This is a genomic window from Pseudomonas sp. 51_B, assembly GCF_017491595.1.
GTDB lineage: Bacteria > Pseudomonadota > Gammaproteobacteria > Pseudomonadales > Pseudomonadaceae > Aquipseudomonas > Aquipseudomonas promysalinigenes.
This window is the reverse complement of the sequence record NZ_JAFGYW010000018.1, coordinates 1-21,988: the sequence shown is the minus strand read 5'-3', so window position 1 is coordinate 21,988 and position 21,988 is coordinate 1. Positions and strand designations below refer to the sequence as shown.

At 59.8% G+C, this 21,988-nt stretch carries 16 protein-coding genes; 8 read left to right on the top strand and 8 right to left on the bottom strand.

Annotated features, from left to right (window positions below):
• Window positions 1-19: 19 nt before the first annotated feature.
• From J5M56_RS17745 to acs, 5 genes are all read right to left on the bottom strand, one after another.
• A complete protein-coding gene (locus J5M56_RS17745) occupies window positions 20-784 on the bottom strand; it encodes an ATP-binding cassette domain-containing protein (RefSeq protein WP_060480184.1) in 765 nt (254 codons plus the stop codon).
• A 22-nt stretch (window positions 785-806) separates the two neighbouring features.
• Window positions 807-1,505, bottom strand: coding sequence for an ABC transporter permease (locus J5M56_RS17740; RefSeq protein WP_186478932.1), 699 nt, complete (start codon window positions 1,503-1,505; stop codon window positions 807-809).
• Window positions 1,502-2,191, bottom strand: coding sequence for an ABC transporter permease (locus J5M56_RS17735; protein WP_186478931.1), 690 nt, complete (start codon window positions 2,189-2,191; stop codon window positions 1,502-1,504). Before J5M56_RS17735 ends, J5M56_RS17740 begins: the two co-directional genes overlap by 4 nt.
• A 92-nt stretch (window positions 2,192-2,283) precedes the next feature.
• Complete coding sequence (locus J5M56_RS17730) at window positions 2,284-3,069, bottom strand: ABC transporter substrate-binding protein (protein WP_186478930.1); 786 nt, start codon at window positions 3,067-3,069, stop codon at window positions 2,284-2,286.
• 584 nt (window positions 3,070-3,653) lie between these two features.
• The gene (gene acs / locus J5M56_RS17725; protein WP_060480180.1) at window positions 3,654-5,615 is read right to left on the bottom strand and encodes an acetate--CoA ligase; all 1,962 of its coding nucleotides are present in this window, start codon (window positions 5,613-5,615) and stop codon (window positions 3,654-3,656) included.
• Between the two features lie 421 nt (window positions 5,616-6,036).
• On the opposite strand from acs, the gene J5M56_RS17720 reads away from it, so the two are divergent.
• The gene (locus tag J5M56_RS17720; RefSeq protein WP_060480179.1) at window positions 6,037-6,291 is read left to right on the top strand and encodes a DUF2790 domain-containing protein; all 255 of its coding nucleotides are present in this window, start codon (window positions 6,037-6,039) and stop codon (window positions 6,289-6,291) included.
• A 95-nt stretch (window positions 6,292-6,386) separates the two neighbouring features.
• Here the strand turns inward: J5M56_RS17720 and J5M56_RS17715 are convergent, their stop codons facing one another.
• Window positions 6,387-7,946 (bottom strand): sigma-54-dependent transcriptional regulator, encoded by a 1,560-nt coding sequence (locus J5M56_RS17715; RefSeq protein WP_060480178.1) that lies wholly within the window; start codon window positions 7,944-7,946, stop codon window positions 6,387-6,389.
• Between the two features lie 257 nt (window positions 7,947-8,203).
• On the opposite strand from J5M56_RS17715, the gene phhA reads away from it, so the two are divergent.
• The 5 genes from phhA to J5M56_RS17695 all read left to right on the top strand — a co-directional run bounded on the left by phhA (window position 8,204) and on the right by J5M56_RS17695 (window position 15,421).
• Entirely contained in the window at window positions 8,204-8,992 is a 789-nt protein-coding gene (phhA, locus tag J5M56_RS17710) for a phenylalanine 4-monooxygenase (RefSeq protein WP_186478928.1), read from the top strand.
• 38 nt (window positions 8,993-9,030) lie between these two features.
• Entirely contained in the window at window positions 9,031-9,387 is a 357-nt protein-coding gene (locus tag J5M56_RS17705) for a 4a-hydroxytetrahydrobiopterin dehydratase (RefSeq protein WP_060480176.1), read from the top strand.
• A 256-nt stretch (window positions 9,388-9,643) separates the two neighbouring features.
• Window positions 9,644-9,772, top strand: a complete 129-nt coding sequence (locus J5M56_RS27070) for a hypothetical protein (protein ID WP_261743855.1) — start codon at window positions 9,644-9,646, stop codon at window positions 9,770-9,772.
• A gap of 154 nt (window positions 9,773-9,926) precedes the next feature.
• Complete coding sequence (locus J5M56_RS17700) at window positions 9,927-14,111, top strand: deaminase domain-containing protein (protein ID WP_207937450.1); 4,185 nt, start codon at window positions 9,927-9,929, stop codon at window positions 14,109-14,111.
• Between the two features lie 104 nt (window positions 14,112-14,215).
• On the top strand, window positions 14,216-15,421 hold the full coding sequence (locus tag J5M56_RS17695) for an MFS transporter (RefSeq protein WP_207937449.1): 1,206 nt from the start codon (window positions 14,216-14,218) through the stop codon (window positions 15,419-15,421).
• Between the two features lie 36 nt (window positions 15,422-15,457).
• On the opposite strand, the gene J5M56_RS17690 is transcribed toward J5M56_RS17695, so the two are convergent.
• Window positions 15,458-18,478 (bottom strand): FAD-binding and (Fe-S)-binding domain-containing protein, encoded by a 3,021-nt coding sequence (locus J5M56_RS17690; RefSeq protein ID WP_207937448.1) that lies wholly within the window; start codon window positions 18,476-18,478, stop codon window positions 15,458-15,460.
• A gap of 151 nt (window positions 18,479-18,629) precedes the next feature.
• Here J5M56_RS17690 and J5M56_RS17685 point away from each other — a divergent pair, with 151 nt between their 5' ends.
• Window positions 18,630-19,514, top strand: coding sequence for a LysR substrate-binding domain-containing protein (locus J5M56_RS17685; protein WP_207937447.1), 885 nt, complete (start codon window positions 18,630-18,632; stop codon window positions 19,512-19,514).
• Window positions 19,515-19,671: 157 nt separating this feature from the next.
• Here the strand turns inward: J5M56_RS17685 and J5M56_RS17680 are convergent, their stop codons facing one another.
• Window positions 19,672-21,090, bottom strand: a complete 1,419-nt coding sequence (locus J5M56_RS17680; protein ID WP_186478923.1) for an amino acid permease — start codon at window positions 21,088-21,090, stop codon at window positions 19,672-19,674.
• A gap of 480 nt (window positions 21,091-21,570) precedes the next feature.
• On the opposite strand from J5M56_RS17680, the gene J5M56_RS17675 reads away from it, so the two are divergent.
• Window positions 21,571-21,988: hypothetical protein (locus J5M56_RS17675; protein ID WP_207937446.1), on the top strand; the 418-nt coding region annotated here is incomplete at its 3' end.

Below are 21,988 nucleotides of genomic sequence, written 5' to 3'. Positions count from 1 at the left end.
TGGTGCAAAGAGGCAGTGTTTACTTCAGGCTACCGGAGAGAAACTGCTTGAGCCGTTCCGATTGCGGGTTGGCCAGCACTTCACGCGGGCAGCCGGTTTCCTCGACCAAGCCTTTGTGCAGGAACACCAACTGGTTGGACACCTCGCGGGCAAAACCCATTTCGTGGGTCACGACTACCATGGTCCGGCCCTCCTGGGCCAAGGCCTGCATGACCTTGAGCACATCACCAACCAGCTCAGGGTCGAGCGCCGAGGTGGGCTCGTCGAACAACATGACCTCAGGCTCCATGGCCAAGGCCCGGGCAATGGCCACGCGCTGCTGCTCGCCACCTGACATATGGCCAGGGAAGGCGTCCTTGCGGTGAGCAACGCCCACCTTGGCCAAGTAGTGCTCGGCCTTCTCCAACGCCTCTTTCTTGTTCACCCCCAACACATGCACCGGCGCTTCGATGATGTTCTCAAGGGCGGTCATGTGCGACCACAGGTTGAAATGCTGGAACACCATCGACAGGCGCGAACGCATGCGCTGCAACTGACGCGGGTCGCTGGCTTTGAGCGCTCCGTCCTTGCCAGGGGTCAGCTTGAGCTCTTCGTTGTTGAGCAGGATCTTGCCGGCATGGGGCTGCTCCAGCAGGTTGATGCAGCGCAGGAACGTCGACTTGCCCGAACCGCTCGAGCCGATGATGCTGATCACGTCGCCAGCCTTGGCTGCCAGGGACACACCCTTGAGCACTTCATGACTGCCGTAGCGCTTGTGCAGGTCTTGGACTTGAAGTTTGTACATACTGTCGGTTCTCACAGAGCGGTCAGTGCTTGCGCGGCGCCAGGTAGCCGAGCCAGCGGCGTTCGGCCATCTTGAACAGGCGCACGAGGATGAAGGTCAGGCACAGGTAGAACACGCCCGCCGTGATGTAGGCCTCGAAAGGCAGGTAATACTGAGCATTGACCGTGCGTGCCGCACCGGTGATGTCGATCAGGGTGACGATCGAGGCCAGGCTGGTGGTCTGCAGCATCATGATCACTTCGTTGCTGTATTGCGGCAGCGCCCGGCGCAGAGCAGAAGGCAGCAGGATACGGCGGTACATTTTCATGCGCGACATGCCCATGGCTTTGGCCGCTTCGATTTCGCCATGGGGCGTGGCCTTGAGACTGCCGGCGATGATTTCGGCCGTGTAGGCACTGGTGTTGATGGCGAACGCCAGGCATGCGCAGAAAGTGGCACTGGACAGCCACGGCCAGAAGACACTCGCGCGCACCGCCTCGAACTGAGCCAGGCCGTAGTAGATCAGGAACAACTGCACCAGCATCGGTGTGCCACGGATCACATAGGTATACAGCCAGGCACTGACGTTCACCACAGGCTGCTTGGAGACACGCATCAGGCCCAGCGGAATGGCCGCCAACAGGCCGAACAGCAGCGACAGGGCCAGCAGTTTGAGAGTGGTCAGCAGGCCGCCCAGATACAGTGGCATCGCCTCCCAGACAACGTTGTAGTCGAAGATCATAGTTCAGCCACCTTGACGCCCACCGAGTAGCGGCGCTCCAGATACTTCAGCGCCAGCAGCGAAACGCTGGTAATCACCAGGTACAACGCCGCTACGGCCAGGAAGAAGGTGAAAGGTTCACGAGTGGCATCAGCCGCCTGCTTGGCCTTGAACATCATGTCCTGCAGGCCCACAACCGAAATCAGCGCCGTGGCCTTGGTCAGCACCAACCAGTTGTTGGTGAAGCCTGGAATGGCCAGGCGGATCATCTGCGGCACCTGGATGCGGAAGAACACCTGGCGCGCACTCATGCCATAGGCCACGCCGGCTTCGGCCTGGCCCTTAGGGATACCGAGGAACGCCCCACGGAAGGTTTCCGACAGGTACGCACCAAAAATGAAACCCAGCGTGCCGATACCGGCGATCAGCGGGTTCAGGTCGATGTAATCGTCGTAACCGAGCAATGGTGCCACTCGGTTGATGATGTCCTGGCCGCCATAAAAGATCAGCAGGATCAGGACCAGGTCAGGGATGCCACGGATCACCGTGGAATACAGATCCCCCAGCCAGGCCAGCCAGCGCACCGGCGACAGACGCAGGGCCACGCCGATCAGGCCAAGGACGATGGCCAGGGCCATCGACGACAGGGCGAGCTGCAGCGTCAGCCACGCCCCATCGAGGATGACTGCCCCATAGCCTTTCAACATGATTGGTATTCCTCAGGGCTTGGGAATGAAAAAATGGTGCAAACCTCAGAGCTTCTGCTGTTTGCACCATTGCACAGGTTAAACCCGACGTCTTAGTTCGAGTCTGGACCGTAGATGTCGAAGTTGAAGTACTTCTTCTCGATTTCTTTGTACTTGCCGTTGGCACGAATCGCATCGATGGCCTTGTTGATGCGCTCGCGGTTGGCGTCGTCGCCTTTGCGTACAGCGATGCCTACGCCGTCACCGAAATACTTGACGTCGGTGAAAGACGGGCCGACGAAAGCAAAGCCCTTGCCGGCATCGGTCTTGAGGAAGCCATCCTCGAGCAGGGTCGCATCTGCCACGGTGCCGTCCAGGCGACCGGCAGCGACGTCCAGGTAGATTTCGTTCTGGGTACCGTACGGCACGACAGTGGCGCCTTTGGGTGCCAGGACCTCCTTGGCGAAGCGGTCGTGGATCGAGCCACGCTGCACACCAATTTTCTTGCCCTTGAGCTCGTCCAGGCTATCGCTCACGGCAGTGCCCTGCTTCATGACCAGGCGCGCCGGCGTCAGGTAGTAGCGCTTGGTGAAGTCCACCGACTTCTTACGGTCTTCGGTGATCGACATGGACGACAGGATGGCGTCGATCTTGCGCACTTTGAGCGCAGGGATCAGGCCGTCGAATTCTTGCTCGACCCAGGTGCACTTGGCTTTCATTTCTTCACACAAGGCATTGCCGATGTCGTAGTCAAAACCGGCGATGCTGCCATCAGGCTGCTTGAAGGCAAAAGGAGGGTAAGCCGCTTCGATACCGATTTTCAGCGGCTTTTCATCGGCTTGCGATACCAGGGAAAACACGGAAAGCGCCAGGGCGCCAAGCAGTGCGAGCTTCTTCATCAGGTAACTCCATCGGTACGGGGCAATACGAGGCAGGGGTAACAGCTGCCCGCTATGCGAATGGGTACAACGCGAGCCGCGCAGGTTTCGACCAAGGTCGCAGACCACGAGCGAGTGAGTGGCATTTTAACGACAGCCCGGTAGTCGATATTTCTTCAAAGCGACAACTAGTTACAGAAGCGCTTGAAATCGCGTCGAGCAATGTTGACAGCCGTTGCAAATCATGCAAGAGCTCGAGAGGAACAACCTATAAGCAAAGCAATTAACGGGCCTATTATTGGCAAACCCTTGCTTTACGGCAAGTGCAGCGTTTGTCCTTGCAGAAAAAAGCCGCCCGATTGCACCAGCAGCGGACAGACCTGTTTCCCGACGCCCCGATCCTGTGCGAAATCGGTGACAGAAGAGTTACCGATGAATGTCGGGTAACAGTGAAGCAAAAACCCCGCCGGCTGACCGAGCGGGGTTTGAGGTAGGTGGCTAAACCAGCGGGGCGGGCGTAACGAGCAAGCCCGTCAGCAACCTCACTGGCCTCTTCGCGAGCGAACTCGCTCCCACCGGTTAGGCGATCGCCTCTGAGCGCTGAGTCAAGCCGAGGCCAGGTTCATCGCTTTGTGGGTGTCAATCAAATGCTGCACGACGCCTGGGTCTGCCAAGGTCGAGATATCACCCAGGCCATCATATTCAGCAGTGGCGATCTTGCGCAGAATACGGCGCATGATCTTACCCGAGCGGGTCTTCGGCAGCCCCGGTGCCCATTGGATGACGTCGGGCGACGCGATCGGGCCGATTTCCTTACGCACCCAGTTCTTGAGCTCCATGCGCAGTTGCTCGCTGGGTTCGACCCCAGCATTGAGGGTGACGTAGACATAGATGCCCTGCCCCTTGATATCGTGGGGCACACCCACCACAGCCGCTTCGGCGACCTTGGCATGGGCGACCATGGCGCTTTCGATTTCCGCAGTGCCCATGCGGTGCCCGGAAACGTTGAGCACGTCGTCTACACGGCCGGTGATCCAGAAGTAGCCGTCTTCATCACGACGCGCACCATCGCCGGTGAAGTACATGCCGCGGAAGGTCTTGAAGTAGGTGTCGACGAAACGGTCGTGGTCGCCATACAGCGAACGCGACTGGCCCGGCCAGGAATCGAGGATTACCAGGTTGCCTTCGGCAGCGCCCTCGATAAGGTTGCCCAGGTTATCCACCAGCGCTGGCACCACGCCGAAGAACGGCCGGGTTGCCGAGCCAGGTTTGAGCGCCGTGGCCCCCGGCAGTGGGCTGATCAGCACGCCACCGGTTTCGGTTTGCCACCAGGTGTCGACTATTGGGCAACGCTCTTTGCCCACGGTCTTGTAATACCAGTTCCAGGCCTCAGGGTTGATCGGCTCGCCGACCGAACCCAGAAGGCGCAAGCTGGAACCGTCAGCACCCGCAACCGCAGCCTGCCCTTCGGCCATCATGGCGCGTATGGCGGTCGGCGCCGTGTAGAGGATGTTGACCTTGTGCTTGTCGACAATTTTCGACACACGAGTGATATCGGGGTAGTTCGGTACGCCTTCGAACAGCACGGTGGTGGCGCCGTTGGCCAACGGGCCGTAGACGATATAGCTGTGCCCAGTCACCCAGCCAACGTCAGCCGTGCACCAGTAGACCTCACCGGGGCGGTAGTCGAACACCCGCTCATGGGTCAGCGCGGCATACACCAGGTAGCCGCCAGTGGTGTGCAGCACCCCCTTGGGTTTGCCGGTGGAGCCGGAGGTATAAAGAATGAACAGCGGCTCCTCGGCGCCCATTTCCTTCGGTGCACAATGACTGGAAGCGACTTTCATCAAGTCTTCGTACCAGATGTCGCGATGCTGGTGCCAGGCAATGTCACCACCGGTGCGCTTGCACACGATGATCTTCTGAACGCTGCTGGTTTCAGGGTTGGTCAGCGCCAGATCGACGTTGGCCTTCAGCGGTGTACGACGACCGCCTCGCACCCCCTCGTCAGCAGTGATCACCACCTTGGATTTGCAGTCGATGATGCGACCGGCCAGAGCCTCCGGCGAGAAGCCGCCGAACACGACCGAGTGAATAGCACCGATGCGGGCACAGGCCAACATGGCCACTACCGCTTCCGGGATCATTGGCATGTAGATGGTGACCACATCGCCACGATGGACATCCTGGCCGCGCAGGGCATTGGCGAATTTGCACACCTGCTCGTGCAGTTCGCGGTAGGTGATATTGCGGTGCTCGGAAGGGTCGTCGCCCTCCCAGATGATCGCCAATTGATCGCCGCGCTCTTCCAGGTGGCGGTCCAGGCAGTTTGAGGACACGTTAAGAGTGCCGTCGGCAAACCACTTGATGTCCACATGGTGGTCGTCGAAGGAGGTCTGCTTGACCTTGGTGAACGGCTTGATCCAGTCCAGGCGCTGGGCCTGCTCACGCCAGAAGCCGTCCGGGTTGATCACCGATTGCTGATACATGGCCTTGTAGGTGGCCTCGTCGGTCAGGGTAGTGGCCGCAACCTCGGGACGAACGGGATACAGTGGAGCCGCACTCATCTGTGATACCTCGGTGTAATAGTTGTTTTTGTATGGAACCGTTTGTAACTGTAACAGAGCTGGAAAAACCATACGACGATGGTAGTAGCGCAGGTAATCCCTTAACGGCCCGCACAGCAGCAGAGGCTCTAGCCCGCAGCTACTGGCCCGTCATAGTAGAAACCGAAGGATGCCGTTCAAGGGATTGTTACAGAATTTGGCAAAAGGCGAAAAAACTTTATCAAAACGCTATCTGTTTCCCTTAGTTATCCAGGCATAACATTGATCTCGCCAGCAACGGCAAAGCGATTAACTACAGGAAACAGCCCCCACGAAGGCAATTTGTTAATCCCGTTCTAATCCCGATAGTTGAAATTCAGTACTACTCGCGGCGTCACAAGCGCCGCGTGCCCCTTGACGACCTTAAACAGGTAAATTGAACATGAAAGCGTTACTGGTATTGGTACTCGGCGGCCTCTGCAGCACGGCGATGGCCGGCGAAACGAACACTGTCGAACAGATCCCGGTTGAGCAGTACACTTACTCCCAGCACCTGGATATCGCCCGCGTCATCTCCATGAGCGAAGTGCCAAACGTCTGCGAGGTGGTGCCCGCCCGCATGACCTATGAAGACTCCAACGGTCACAAGCACATCCTCGAATACCGCGTAATGGGCAACGGCTGCTCCAACGGCTGAAAACCCGAATCGGGGCCCAAATGGGCCCCGTCGCGTGTCAGCCAGCTGCAACTTAGCGACACTTAAAAATTAATAGAAGATTAACTAAATTTTATTTAATCCAGCGATTTCCCCAATGCGTAATCGCGCAACTTGTTAGCAATTGTCGTATGAGAAACCCCCAACCGTTTCCCTAGTGCCCGACTACTTGGAAACTCACCCATCAAATTTTCAAGTACCGCCTTTTCAAAGCGCCCGACGATCTGCGAAAGATCGCCGTCCAGCGAGAACTCGCCCAACGGCTGCCTGGCACCGTAATCCGGCAAGCGAATATGTTCACCTTTCACTATCCCGCCTTCGCATAGCGAAACCGCCTGAAACAATACGTTCTCCAACTGCCGCACATTACCAGGCCAGTGATACTGGCTGAGTTTATCCATGGCCGCAGGCGCCAACCGTGGCAAGGCGCAGCCGATCTGTCGGCTGGCTTGGTCGAGAAAGTGCTGAACCAGGCCTTCGAGCCCGTCCATGCATTCACGCAGCGGCGGGATGTGCAGCGACAGCACGTTCAGCCGGTGATACAGGTCCTGACGGAATTCGCCACGGCTGCACAGTTCCGACAGGTCGACCTGAGTGGCGCAGATCACCCGCACGTCCAGGTAAACCTCCTCGTCACTACCAACACGGCGGAAGCAACCATCCTGTAGGAAACGCAGCAGCTTCACTTGCAGCCGCGGGCTCATCTCGCCCACGCCATCAAGGAACAAAGTACCGCCGGCTGTGAGCTCCAGCAGCCCCAGTTTGCCCTCGGCGCGCGCTCCCTCGAACGCCCCAGGACCGTAACCGAACAACTCGGTTTCGGCCATCGACTCAGGCAGGCCAGCGCAGTTGAGCGCCATCAACGGGGACTGACCCCGCGGGCTGGCCAGGTGGCAGGCACGCGCCAGCAACTCCTTGCCGGTACCCGTCTCACCTTCGATCAGCAGAGGTGCATCCAGAGGCGCCATGCGTCGCGCCTCCCGCACCACTGCCGCCATCATCCGCGAACTCTGAAAAATGCTGTCAAAGCCGCGCAGCTCCTGCTTGCGCACGTTATAGATACGTTCGCCGATGCGGTCTGCGCGGTGCAGCGTCAGCACTGCACCGGCCAAGGCCTCACTGTCATCGTGTTCTGATTGCAGTGGCGCGATATCGGCCAGAAACACATCTCCCTTTACCTTGATACGTAGGCCATTGATCCGCGACTTGTTGGCACGGACCAACTCCGGCAGGTCGAAGTCCTCGACATAGCGTGCCAGCGGCATGCCCGGTACTTCGTCGACCCGCACCCCCAATAACTGCGCTGCGGTGCGGTTGGCGGCGACGATGCTGCCGCCCATGTCGATCGACAGCACGGGGAAGTCCAGCGCGCCCAGCAACGCATTGAGCTCCATGTGGCGCCGTTCGCTGGGCATCAGGCCCACCCGCTTGACTCCGAATACACCGGCAATCGACTCGAATTTGGGGCGTAATGCCTGGAATTGCAGATTGATCAGGTTGGGGCAGTGCAAATAGATGGCATTGCCATGATCGCCCCCTACCTCCCCCCGCAGAACGTTGATGCCGTATTCCACCAGCAGATTGAGAATGTCCCGAAGAATGCCGATCCGGTTCTGACAATGGACTTTGATACGCATGGATGCTCTCGAAGCGGCTGATTTTTCACAGTCGCGTGGAAAAAATCGTAAAGATAAGCTGACAAAAATGGCACCTATGCCAGCCCAATGCTCTGGATTTTCCGATAGCAACGGCCTTTTGTAAAATAATCGTTACATTCTAGGCATCTCAGGTAGCTACCCTGCGCAACCAGCCATCGTGCAAAACGTCCGGTGAAGGGATATTCCTAGGTCATGTCGTGGACATAACAAGAAAGAGCACTCACTAGGAGAGCCACATGAAACAGACGCAATACGTGGCACGCGAGCCCGATGCGCACGGGTTTATCGATTATCCGCAGCAAGAGCATGCGGTATGGAATACCTTGATCACCCGCCAGCTCAAAGTCATCGAGGGCCGCGCTTGCCAGGAGTACCTCGACGGCATCGACCAGCTCAAGCTGCCCCACGACCGCATTCCACAGCTGGGTGAAATCAACAAAGTGCTGGGCGCTACCACCGGTTGGCAGGTTGCTCGTGTACCGGCGTTGATCCCTTTTCAGACCTTTTTCGAGCTGCTGGCCAGCAAGCGCTTCCCGGTCGCGACGTTTATCCGCACCCCCGAAGAACTGGACTATCTGCAAGAGCCGGACATCTTCCACGAAATATTCGGCCACTGCCCGCTGCTGACCAACCCCTTCTTCGCCGAATTCACCCATACCTACGGTAAGCTCGGCCTGGCCGCGACCAAGCAAGAGCGGGTGTATCTGGCGCGCCTGTACTGGATGACCATAGAGTTTGGCCTGATGGAAACCGCGCAGGGGCGCAAGATCTATGGTGGCGGCATCCTCTCCTCACCCAAGGAAACCGTCTACAGCCTTTGCGGCGAACCGGAGCATCAGGCCTTCGACCCGATCGAATGCATGCGCACACCCTATAGGATCGACATCCTGCAGCCGCTTTATTTCGTCCTACCGACCATGAAGCGCCTGTTTGACCTGGCCCACGAAGACATCATGGGTATGGTCCACCAGGCCATGCAGTTAGGGCTGCATGCGCCGAAGTTTCCACCCAAGGTCGCTGCCTGAGCACCTTGCAGATAACAACTCGAAGCGGAAAACACACCATGAATGCCTTGAACCAAGCCCACTGCGAAGCGTGCCGCGCTGACGCACCGAAGGTCACCGACGAAGAACTGGCCGAGCTGATTCGCCAGATACCGGACTGGAGCATCGAAGTACGCGACGGCCATATGGAGCTTGAGCGCGTGTTCCTGTTCAAGAACTTCAAGCACGCGTTGGCGTTCACCAACGCCGTGGGCGAAATCGCCGAGGCCGAAGGCCACCACCCTGGTCTGCTGACTGAATGGGGTAAAGTCACCGTGACCTGGTGGAGCCACTCGATCAAAGGGCTGCATCGCAACGACTTCATCATGTGCGCGCGCACCGACAAAGTGGCCGAGACGGCTGAAGGCCGCAAATAACATCAATAACAGAGCTGCAAATTGGGGCCGCACTGCGGCCCCAAGCATCAGTCCCTAGCTGACTGACATCAAGCCGCAAAGCCCTAGTCGTCTCCTGCACCTGTGCGAAAACCATCCGGTATCCGCCCGCAAAACCGACAAGCGACCAGGAAAATTTACTAACTGTCATCCAGACTTGTGTATCCTGCCCCAGCTTTACGAAGCTCCAAACGCGCCTGGCGCAGACTTTTCACTCACACTTGCGAGGAACGACGAGATGCATGAAATCCCGAATCTTCCCTTCCCAAGCCTGAACCCAGAAGAGCCAACCGTTACCGTCCACGCCGAGCCGACGCCTGCCGTCGATCAGGACGGTGATGATCAACCCAGCGCTGACCAGGAATAAACCGCGCAACCCTGCGACTGTGTGAAAACGGCTGACCTGTGGGCTCCCCCGTCATCACGTTTTCACACCGTCCCGAATGCGGCAGTAGCTCAATACCTCAAACTGCTGCTCGACTAAGGCCATGTTGACGGACCCTCATACCGGAGTCCGCGCCATGCTGCCTTTCCATCAAGTCCCATCACTGCGCCGCAGCCAGATCGACGCGATCACCGCGCAGGATGTACTGCTCGATAGTGGCTTGTCCGGCCCCTACGATCTCAAGACATCACTTAGCCTGCACTTTGACCAGGCATTGAACCTTGACGATCTGTTTCCCAACGACTTGGCAGACTGCCAGTTACGCCTGGCGCTCGAGCAAGCACTTGCCAGCGACTTGGCAGCAGCCCACCTCAACCGGTTTTTTGCACGCGAGCCGCACAGCCCTGTTGCACCCGACGAATGCACTTACTTCCTGCAAACGCTGGTCAAGCGTGCGCTCCCAAAAGCGCTGAGCGATCCGCCAGCAACGATCACGCCCTACCGCGCGTGCAGCCTGGCGCAAACCCTGTGGGCAAAAGGCCTCTGTCACAAACGCCGCGATGCCTTTGTGATGGCCGCCCTGCTGCTATTGACCGACCTGTCTACGACTCCCCCGCCGCCACTGCCTGCCATGCCAGCGCTGGAACTTGACGGCTACCTCGACCTCAATGTGCTTGTACGCCACCTGTTACCGGCGCCCCTGGGGCGTAGCCAGGGTGACCAGTTGTTCGAGGCCCTTGAGGCTGATGTGTATTTCCAGGGGGCGCGCTACCGGGCCCCAACTCAGCGCGAGCTGCAAGCAGGGCTTGTGCCTAATCAATATGGAAAAGTGCTGCTGCCCGGCGCAGCTCTGAACGCACCCGCATCCCAAGCGCTGGACGCCTTGTTGCAATCAGAGGCATTCGACCGCTGGGCACTGCGCCTTAGCGAGGCAATTCAGCTGGGCTCGAACCCGCACAGCCGAGCGCTTGCCGAGCAAGCAATCGCGGATACGCTCTACCCGCCTGAGGATCGACGCCCAGGCTACCTGCTGGATTTTGAGCTGTTCAACGCCCACAACACCTTGCTGCCCTTCCCACAGATCCGCCTTGACCTGGTCAATAGCGTGCAGGCCAGCCTTGGCTGCCAACCTGCCGTGGCCGAGCTCGCCAGCGAATTGCTGATGCGCCGTTTCGCCCCCGAACTGCTGCTCGACGGCCAACCAACCAACAGCCCTTACCGCCCTGACCTAGACTGGGCTGCCCTGCGCCAAGGCGCAATGCTGCTGCGCGCACGGCAATTGCCAGGGTCATTTGAGCAGGCTTTTCGAATGAACATCGAAACCCCCGCCGATGAAAGCACCGCTAGCGAAGCGCTGCGCGATACCTTGAGCCACTGGGGGCCGCTGCATGGGCATATCGACAGTTTGCCGCCTTGGTCGGCGCTGCAATGGCAAAAGGTGTATGACCATTACCTCAATGCCTGGGACATGGAGGCCATCGAGCAGCGTCCCAATCGCATGACCGAGGCCGCTCTGCGCCTGAAAGCCAAAGGTATCGACCCGGCAGGGCGTAACATCGACGGGCAACTGCATCTTGAAGCCTATGTCGATGATCGCGTGGGATACGCCAATAGAGGCCTTGAAAATATCACCGCCTGGTACGAGCGTGAATTTGACACCTGGGAAGCAACTGCCAAGGTTCGCTACCAGGGCCTGCTGCAACGCCTGATACGGCACCTGCCCGCTGAACAACGCGAGCAGCTTGGCCAGGCGCACTGGACCTGTTATGCCGCCACCTGGCCTCGCTATCACGGGCCTGAGCCGGTGCCGCCCTATGGCGATAGCCCGCAAGATCTCTGGCATGAGGAAATTGGCACCCGGGGCATATTCATCCGAGTGCATGATCCAGAGCGTGACACACTGCTGGAGCTGTTTCCCGAACGCCTGGCCTATCGCGTCTGGTACAGCGCACCGAAGGCGTTCGAACAACTGGCAGGGCGCATGAACCTCAGCTACCTGGACTACAACGGTGCAGCACCCACATGGGATGTCGCCAACCATTATTGCACTTTGAAACATTTGGGCGAGGCACCTGAAAACGCAAAACTCGACGCGTTGGCCGGTATCTATGCCACTGCCATTGCACTGGGTAACCGCGCTGCTCTGCACCTGGCCGGCAAAGGCGCCACCGCCTACGAACGTTTTCTGGCCGAGAAACGTAAAGTCAGTGACTGGGCTTACTTGTGGAAGCTGATCAAGAACACGGTCCCCCTGGTAGCCTGCGTTGATGTGAAAGACAGTGAGGATGCCGCCAGCTGTGCGTTGGACGTACTAGGCGGCGTCGGCACCCTCACTGGCAATGCCCTGCGCACGGCAAGCTCGCTATCGCGGATTTTCGGCAGCAACAAGCTAGCTGCAAAAGTCGCACGTACCACCCTTGAAACGATCGCCAAGCGCTGGGCGCTTTCAAGCGAGCTGCCTCCGGCTCTTTACCAACGCACCATCGGCCTGCGGCGCTGGCACAGCGCGCCCGAGCTCACGCACCCAGGCGAGTGGCCAGATACCTTCGTACTCGACCGCATGCCGCCCCCAGGCCTGACGCCGGGCCAGCTGATACTTGATCGACTCCCTCCAGCCGACCTATCCCTGGCCTGGGGCACCGCCCAACGCCCTATCACAATCAGCAGGGCCGATAACCTGATTGATGTGATCATCAACGGCGAGGCCTATCGCTATCAGCCCTCAGACAAAAGTAACGTGCTGCAAAGGGTCGCGAACTCGACATTTCAGACGAACCCGCAGGTGCTGAAAACACCCTATAGCGGGCCGCATGAGTCAACCATCGCCTTGCTATTTAAGCCAGACGAGGTCAATGCAGGCACGCCGTTGTTCGGCCAGCACGCCAGCCGAGCTTTCCTGACCACCCGGCTGGAGCCTGCACCGATTCGCGCACGCGATGTGGTGGTCGGAAAATTAGCGCTGGCCCAGGTGATGGTGCACGAAGGCAAAGTGCTCGAATACATCAACTCCGTGAGAGTCCTGCCAAAACTCAGGGCCGAGGTCAGCCTGGGTGTGATTACGCCACCTATCTATCACCGCAGCATCACTGTCGACCCGTTAGCAGAGTTCTGGTTTGGCTTGCCGGAGGATACCCCACGGCTCAACGTAGAGATTCTTGCCCGTTTCGCCCCGCCCGTAAGGCTTGGCGGGCTGGCCAGGACGATCGCCGACAGGCGCATCATCAGGGCGGCCCTGATCGAATGGATGGAGGCTGAGTGGCTGGTGGTCGAAGCGGACACCGGTGTGTTCTACGCAACCCGGCATGAGCCCTGGCGTTGGCAGCTGCGGCAGTTGGAACAAGTGCTCGACAATACGATTGGGCCCGAGGCTCGGCCCATGCCACCACGCGACCAACGCCGTATCCTATCCAGAGTTCGCGACCCAGATCTGATTCAGCGTTATCTGGACCTGAGCGAAAGCTACCGGATCGTAGCCACACGCTCTAACCTGCAGCGCGACGTCGACAATCTGACCGCCCTGCTGCGTGACTGGCTGGAGCACGGTCGTACCTTGCGCCCGGTCAGGATGAGCCCATTTCAAGAGCTGCTGGACGCTGCAGAAGCCCGCATGCTGCCCGAATTCGCCAAGAACATACTCACCAATTCCCAAGCCCAGGATGCCCTAACCGGGGTGATGAAATCCGGCCTGGTGGGGCTGAACCGAGAAATCATCCCGACTTGGCGGCCATTGATTCAGGCCACGGTCAGCGAGCAGGCACACACCAACCATATCCTCAACCGGTTGCTACCGGCCTCGGGCACCCCAAAGTCATTCACCCCAATGACCGTAGACCAATTGCTCAGCGATTCCGGCGCACGTAGCCTACGCGAACACCTGCCGGGGGCGAACCTTGCATTCTTCACCGTGGCCCTTGAGGATGGCAGACGCCGCGTTTACTACTCGCTCTCAGGCGGCAAAAGCAAGCGTATCTTCAAGATCGCCACCCCGCCGCCCGACGAAAACCTCAACATCACCTTCATCAATGCCCTGGAGCGTATGGAGGGCAGAGCGCCGTCGCCGCGCTTCACCGAACTGCCGATTCTGCGGCGCCCTACGGCACTCGACGTGCAACAACACCATCGGCACCTGGACTCGGAACGGCTGATTGCCACGGTGATTTGCGAAGACCTGCTGGCACGGCCCGAACAGGTCAGGTCGATCCAGGTGTTCACCCTGTTCAGCACCTGCCGTTCGTGCGGCGGTTACGTGCTGCCGCGGCTACGCCTTGACTTCGACAAGGCAGCGTTCAGCGTCAGTTGGTTGGTTGACTATCGAGAATAGCGACAGCGCTGCGGGCAGCCGTTGTTCATGCACGAGCTGCCCGCAAGCTGTACAGGCACGGTTATGATGTAGGCGCGCCATGCCCACAGCCCTACGGACCCCCCATGCCCCCGCAAGCCGCTTCCTCCTTTGCCATCACTGGCCAAGTCGTTTCCATCGTTTTGTTCACGTTCATCGGTTATCTGAACATTGGGATTCCGCTGGCCGTGCTACCTGGCTATGTGCACAACGACCTGGGCTTCAGTGCCGTGATCGCGGGCCTTGTGATCAGCGTCCAGTACCTCGCCACCCTGCTCAGCCGTCCTACCGCCAGCCGCATCATCGATAACCTGGGCAGCAAAAAGGCCGTGATGTACGGCCTGTTCGGCTGCGGTTTGAGTGGGGTATTCATGCTCGCCTGCGCCTTTCTCACCCATCTGCCTTGGGTTAGCCTGGTATGCCTGCTGCTTGGGCGTCTGGTGCTGGGCAGTGCCGAAAGCCTGGTGGGTTCCGGCTCGATCGGCTGGGGCATCGGCCGGGTTGGGGCGCAGCACACCGCCAAGGTCATTTCCTGGAACGGTATCGCCAGCTACGGCGCACTGGCCATCGGTGCGCCATTGGGTGTGATGATGGTCAAGAGCCTTGGCCTGTGGAGCATGGGTGTGAGCATCCTGCTGCTGTGCGGCTTTGGCCTACTGCTGGCTTGGCCCAAACGTGCCGCCCCGGTGGTCAGTGGCAAGCGCCTGCCGTTCATGCAGGTGCTGAGCAAAGTGTTGCCCCATGGTTCGGGGCTGGCGCTGGGGTCCATCGGCTTTGGCACCATCGCCACGTTCATCACCCTGTATTACGCCAGCCGGGGCTGGGCCAATGCCGCGCTGACCCTGAGCCTGTTCGGTGCAAGCTTCATCTGCGCGCGGCTGTTGTTTGGCAATTTGATCAATCGGATCGGCGGTTTCAGGGTGGCAATCGCTTGTTTGTCAGTCGAAACCCTTGGGTTACTGATGTTGTGGCTGGCGCCAAACGCCGAGCTGGCATTGGCAGGAGCGGCGCTGAGCGGCTTCGGCTTCTCTCTGGTGTTCCCGGCATTGGGGGTGGAAGCGGTCAACCAGGTATCAGCGGCCAACCGCGGGGCAGCGGTAGGGGCCTATTCACTGTTTATCGACTTGTCGCTGGGGGTCACCGGGCCATTAGTGGGTGCGGTGGCATCGGGGTTCGGGTTTGCTTCGATGTTTCTGTTCGCGGCTGCAGCCTCTTGCAGCGGGCTGGTGCTGAGCCTGCATTTGTATCGGCAAGCCCGCTGTGCTCGCGGCCGTAGCGCCGGGGGCGCTTAGCGCCGGGGGCGCTTAGCGCCCCCAGCTTGCTCCAGGTCAGCGCCTGGCGTATTGCAGCACCACCTCCAGCGGGTGGCGCATCTGCCGTTCGGTCATGCGTTTGACCTGGCTGCGGCACGAGTAGCCGGTGGCCAACGCCTCGCCCTCCTTGTCCAGCTTGGTCGCCCAGGACTGCTCGAAGATGGTGCGCGATGTCGCCTGATTGCGTGCCTCATGCCCGTAAGTGCCAGACATGCCGCAGCAACCGGTCGCCTCGGTCACCAGCTTGAGCCCCAAACGGGCGAACACCTGCTCCCACTGCTTGGTACTGGCCGGAACGTTGGTCTTCTCGGTGCAATGGGCCATCAGACGGAAGTGGCCTGGGGCCACAGGTGCTTGCTCGGGAAGCACGTCGATCAACCATTCCTGGGGCAATAGCACTTTGGGGCACTCATCCAGGCCAGGCACCTTCTGGTACTCCTGGCGATAGACCAGGGTCATGGCCGGGTCCAGGCCTACCAACGGCACGCCGCAGTCAGCCAGGGCCTTGAGCTGAGTAGCATTGCCAATTGCCGCCTTGGCGAACGCCCCCAGGAAACCCTGCACATGTAGGGGCTTGCCGTTTGCGCTGTACGGCGCAAGGAACACCCGATGGCCCAGGCGGTGAGCCAACTCGATGAACGCAGCCAAAAGCGGCGTCTCGAAATAACGGGTGAAAGCATCCTGCACCAGCACGATGCTGCGCTCGCGCTGGGCCGGGGTCAGCTCCCGCAGCGCTGGTACGCTAGCCACGCCAACGCGGCAGCGGGTCAGGGTCGACTGGAAATTGAAGCGGCTGATGAGTGGGCTGTCGACCATGCCGACCTTGTCCGCCAGCAGCTTGCTTACCCATCGCGAGCCCATGACTGCGTTGTACAGGCCCGGTGCGTGAGCCAGATACGGAATGGTGAATTCCAGGGAGCCGATCAAATAGTCGCGCAGCGGGCGCTGGTAGCGGCCGTGATACAGCTCCAGAAAGCGTGAACGGAAGTCCGGTACGTTGACTTTGATCGGGCACTGCCCTGCGCACGATTTGCAGGCCAGACAGCCAGCCATGGCGTCGTACACCTCATGGGAGAAATCTGCCTGGCCCTGGTTGCGCGCGCGATTGTTGCGAAGCCGCGCCGGCAGGCCCTTGAGCCAAGATACCGGGTTGCGCGCTGCCGCCAGCACATCGATGTTAGCCTCGCCCTGCAAGCGCAGCCACTCGCGCATCAAGGATGCACGGCCCTTGGGTGAATGCTGGCGCTCACGGGTGGCCTTCCACGACGGGCACATGGCATCGTTGGGGTCATAGTTGTAGCAGGCGCCATTGCCGTTGCAGTGCACAGCGCTGGGGAAGTCCTGCCAGACTCGCTCGTCGATGGTGCGGTCCAGGTCACCGCGCAGGGTCACGCCGTCGACCGTGGTCAGGCCTTCAACGCTGTCTGGCGGCGTGCAGATTTTGCCTGGGTTGAGCTGGTTATGCGGGTCGAATGCACCTTTGAGCCGCTGCAGCGCCGGGTACAGTGCCCCGAAGTATTCCGGCACGTACTCCGAACGCAAGCCTTTGCCGTGCTCGCCCCACAGCAGGCCACCGTAGCGTTTGGTCAGTGCGGCAACGGCATCGGAGATCGGCTTGACCAGTGCGGCCTGCGCAGGGTCTTTCATATCCAGGGCTGGCCGTACGTGCAGCACGCCGGCATCGACGTGGCCGAACATGCCATAGGCCAGGCCGTAACCGTCGAGCAGCGCGCGGAAGTCGGCGATGTAATCGGCCAACTGCTCAGGCGGTACGGCGGTGTCTTCAACGAACGGCTGCGGGCGTACCTCGCCTTCGACGTTGCCCAGCAGCCCTACCGAGCGCTTGCGCATGGTGTAGACCCGGGTGACCGCCTCAGCCCCCTCGGCCAAGGTGTGCCCCAGGCGCTCGACACTGGTGTCGCGTTGCAAATGGTCGATGAAGGCCTGGACCCGAGCATTGACCTCGGCCGGCTCATCGCCGCAGAACTCCACCAGGTTGATGCCCAGGGTCGGGCGCTCTGGGTCGGCCGGGAAGTATTCGGCAACGCTGTGCCAGACGATGTCCTTCATTGCCAGCATCAGCACCTTGGAGTCGACCGTCTCGATCGACAAAGGCTTGAGCGCCATCAAGGCATTGGCGTCGCGCAGCGCATCCATGAAGCTGGTGTAGCGCACGTTGACCAGCACGGCATATTTGGGAATGGGCAGCACATTGAGCTTGGCTTCGACCACATAACCGAGCGAACCCTCGGCACCGCACAGCACGCTGTTGAGGTTGAAACGCCCATGCTCGTCGCGCAGGTGCGCAAGGTCATAACCGGTCAGGCAACGGTTGAGCTTGGGGAACGTCGTTTCGATCAGCTGGGCTTGAGTTTCCTGGATTTCCCGGGCCATACGGTACACCTCACCGACCCTGCCAGGCGCCGCGCAAGCCTGCTCCAATGCATCATCTTCCAGCGGCAGGCTGTGCAAGCGCTCGCCGCCCAATAGCACACTGTGCAGTTCAAGCACATGGTCGCGGGTCTTGCCGTAGGTACAGCTGCCCTGCCCACTGGCGTCGGTGTTGATCATGCCGCCAATGGTGGCGCGGTTGGAAGTGGACAACTCAGGGGCGAAAAACAGCCCATGGGGCTTGAGCGCGGCGTTGAGCTGGTCTTTGACCGTACCTGCCTGCACCCGCACCCAGCGTTCCTCGACGTTGATTTCCAGGATCTGGTTCATGTGTCGGGACAGGTCGACGACGATACCATCGGTCAGCGACTGGCCATTGGTGCCGGTGCCGCCCCCACGCGGGGTCAGCTTGATCGCCTTGAAGCGCGCATCGCCCATCAGCGTGGCGACCCGCGCCACGTCATCAGCGTCCATTGGGAAGACCGCTGCCTGGGGTAGACGCTGGTAGATGGAGTTGTCGGTGGCCAGTACGGTACGGGTAGCGTAGTCAGCGCTGATCTGGCCACGGAAGCCACTGCCGCGCAGGGCCTGGAGGAATTCGGGATAGTTGGCGGCGGGCGCCAGGGTAGACAGCTGGGCGATCATCGAAGGATGGCCTCTTGATAAGTGCTAATTCACGGAAATCCTGCCGCCCCAGCATGGGTAAGGCCCACAGGGATGACGTATGGGCCAATGTTCCTGTAGTTTCGCCTCAGGGGCAAACGGATAATCCTGCCGCTATCGATGACTTTCATGAATGAATTACCGCCATCTCACCCCGTCCATGTCGCTGCTGCTGGCGTTCGAAGCTGCTGCTCGCCATGAAAGCTATACCCGTGCCGCTGCCGAACTGGCGCTGACCCAGAGCGCAGTCAGCCGTCAGGTTCAGGCACTGGAGCAGCAACTGGGCCTGACACTGTTTCGCCGCGAGGGCCGGCAGGTGCAACTGACCGACGTTGGCCGGTTGTACCAGCGCGAGTTGAGCGAAGCGTTGGGCCGCATCCGCAGCGCCACGCTGCAGGCGCTGGCCTATCAGTCGGGGGTCGGCACCTTGCGCCTGGCAACGCTACCCACCTTCGGCTCCAAATGGCTGCTACCGCGCTTGCATGCGTTCTACAGCGCCCACCCTGGCATGCTGGTGCACATTCATTCACGCATCGAAGCGATCAATTTCGACACCAGCCAGATCGATGCCGCCATCGGCGTGGCCAGCCATGACCTGCCGGGCCTTATCTGCCACCGGCTGCATGCAGAGGAGTTGGTGGTCATTCTGCCGCCGCAGGCAGGCGACGATGCGCAAGGCTGGAGCCCTACACGCATCAGTGCAGAAGTCTTGCTGAACGTGGCCAACAACCCCCATGCCTGGGGCGAATGGTTCTCCCACCACGGCCTGGCGCACCGGGCCATGCGGTTAGGGCCAAGCTTCGAGCTGACTTCGCACCTGATACAAGCGGTGCGGGCCGGGATCGGCATCGGTCTGGTACCGCGCATACTGGTCGAGGAAGAGCTGGCCAAGGGCGAGCTGTTCAGCCCAGGGACGGCGTTTGCCAGCCAGCGCAGTTACTACCTGATCTACCCGCCGCGCAACGAGGCACTGCCTTCATTGAGGGCATTTCGCAGTTGGCTGCTTGAGCAGATTTGAACCTTGCTGTGGCTTCTTCGCAGGTCAATCCGCTACTACGCACTCATCGCCATTGAGAAGTTGTGGCAGTGGGGTCACCCGCCTAGAGGCCGCAGCAGGCGACAAAAAAACCCGATGCCAGTCACCTGACACCGGGTTCTTCCATTAGCGTGCAGGCTTACTTGCCGACGACACCGGCAACACCCTTGGCCTGCGGCTGACGACGGCCTTTGACCAGATACGCCAAAAACATCGCTATCAGCCATACCGGGATGGCGTACACCGATACCTGAATACCCGGAATCATCAGCATGATACCGAGGATCAGCACTACGAAGGCCAACACCAAGTAGTTGCCGTAGGGGTACCACAAGGCCTTGAACAGCGGTTTCTGGCCGGTGCGGTCAAGGTGCTGGCGGAACTTGAGGTGCGAATAGCTGATCATCGCCCAGTTGATCACCAGCGTGGCGACTACCAGCGACATCAGCAACTCCAGTGCATTCTGCGGCATCAGGTAATTGAGCAGCACCGCAATCAGCGTTACCGCCGCCGACACCAAAATCGCCCGCACCGGCACACCGCGCTTGTCGACCTTGGCCAACGAGGCCGGGGCATCGCCCTGTTCGGCCATACCCAGCAGCATGCGTGCGTTGCAGTAGGTGCCGCTGTTGTACACCGAAAGTGCAGCAGTCAAGACCACGAAATTCAGCAGGTTGGCTGCGACATCGCTGCCGAGCATGGAGAAGACCTGCACGAACGGGCTGCTACCGTAACTGCCGCCGGATGCGTCGATGCTAGCGACCAAATTGTCCCACGGCGTCAACGACAGCAGCACGACCAATGCGCCGACATAGAAAATCAGAATACGGTAGATGACTTGGTTGATCGCCTTCGGAATGACGGTTTTGGGCTTGTCCGCTTCAGCAGCGGTAAAGCCAAGCATTTCCAGGCCGCCGAAGGAGAACATGATGAATGCCAGGGCCATGACCAGGCCGCTGACGCCGTGGGGGAAGAAGCCACCATGGCTCCACAAGTTGCTGACCGAAGCGTCAGGGCCGCCATTGCCACTGGTCAACAGATAGGCACCCAGGCCGATCATGCTGACGATCGCCACGACCTTGATGATGGCGAACCAGAATTCGGCTTCACCGAAGAACTTCACGTTCATCAGATTGATGGCATTGATCAGTACGAAGAACGCTGCCGCGGTGACCCAGGTGGGAATCTCTGGCCACCAGTAGTGAACGTACTTGCCTACCGCCGACAGCTCCGACATACCCACCAGGATGTACAGCACCCAGCAGTTCCAGCCCGACAGAAAACCGGCAAAACCGCCCCAGTAAGTGTGCGCGAAGTGGCTGAACGAGCCGGCCACCGGTTCCTCGACGATCATCTCGCCAAGCTGGCGCATGATCATGAAAGCGATGAAGCCGCACACGGCATAGCCTAGGATCATCGACGGGCCGGCGGATTTCATCACGCCTGCCGAACCAAGGAACAGGCCAGTCCCAATTGCACCGCCCAGGGCAATCAACTGGATATGGCGATTTTTCAGGCCCCGCTTGAGCTCGCCTGAATGCATGTTTTGTCCACTCATGAACGAAGTCACCTGCATTGTTTTTATCTGTGACGGGATCGGACCCACCGCGCTCGTGGCGCAGCGGAATGGGCAAGGTGGTTACCTTGAATTTCCTGCCAACCGGTGCCGCCGAAGCGAATCAGCCAGGCGTCGGCAAGAGTGCGCGGTACGCAAGAGGGTCACAGGTAAAACGCGGCGCACTGTATACCCCTGCAAACGAGCAGGCGTCAACGCGTTGCGTCGTTTCCTCTGGAAAAAACGCAGCGATCCTGTGGTAAGCGCCGGAAAAGGCGAAGTGATCGGCGTACATGGCGCCTCCATTTGTTGTTCTGTTGGCCTGGCTCTGTGGTCAGGCTTATGCACACGGCAATGTGTGATATATCACCGCGCCATGGGGGTTTGGGCAAGATGGGGTAGGCACGCAGGGCAGGCTTGGGTGGGTGAGTTGCGGCAAGTTCTGTTTACAAAAACCGAACAATCCCGAATTGATGGGTGGATTTGAGCGATATCGTACAAATTTCTTTACAGAGTGGTTTGGAAAATTGCCAGTCGTCCGAAAAATTCTTTTGGGCTCAATATGTTGGGCGCTGTGCAAAGACGACACATGATGCACGGGCAGATCAGAACCAGCCCGAGGCTAATGCTGACCATTTAAGCCTAGAGGTTCGGCGTGAGCTCTTCGGTGGAGCGCAGATCGAGCGCCGCCCGCGCGGCGCATCGCGAGCTGCGCTCGCTCCTACGTTTGTTTCGGGCCAATTATGCCTGCGGGATTTGCGCGCGGACGCCTTGGTGCATGGCGCGGTATCGCGTCGTATGAACCGGGCGGGCGCGCGCATCTGCCACAGGCGTTACTGGCCCGAAACAAACGTAGGAGCGAGCGCAGCTCGCGATGCGCCGCGCGGGCGGCGCTCGATCT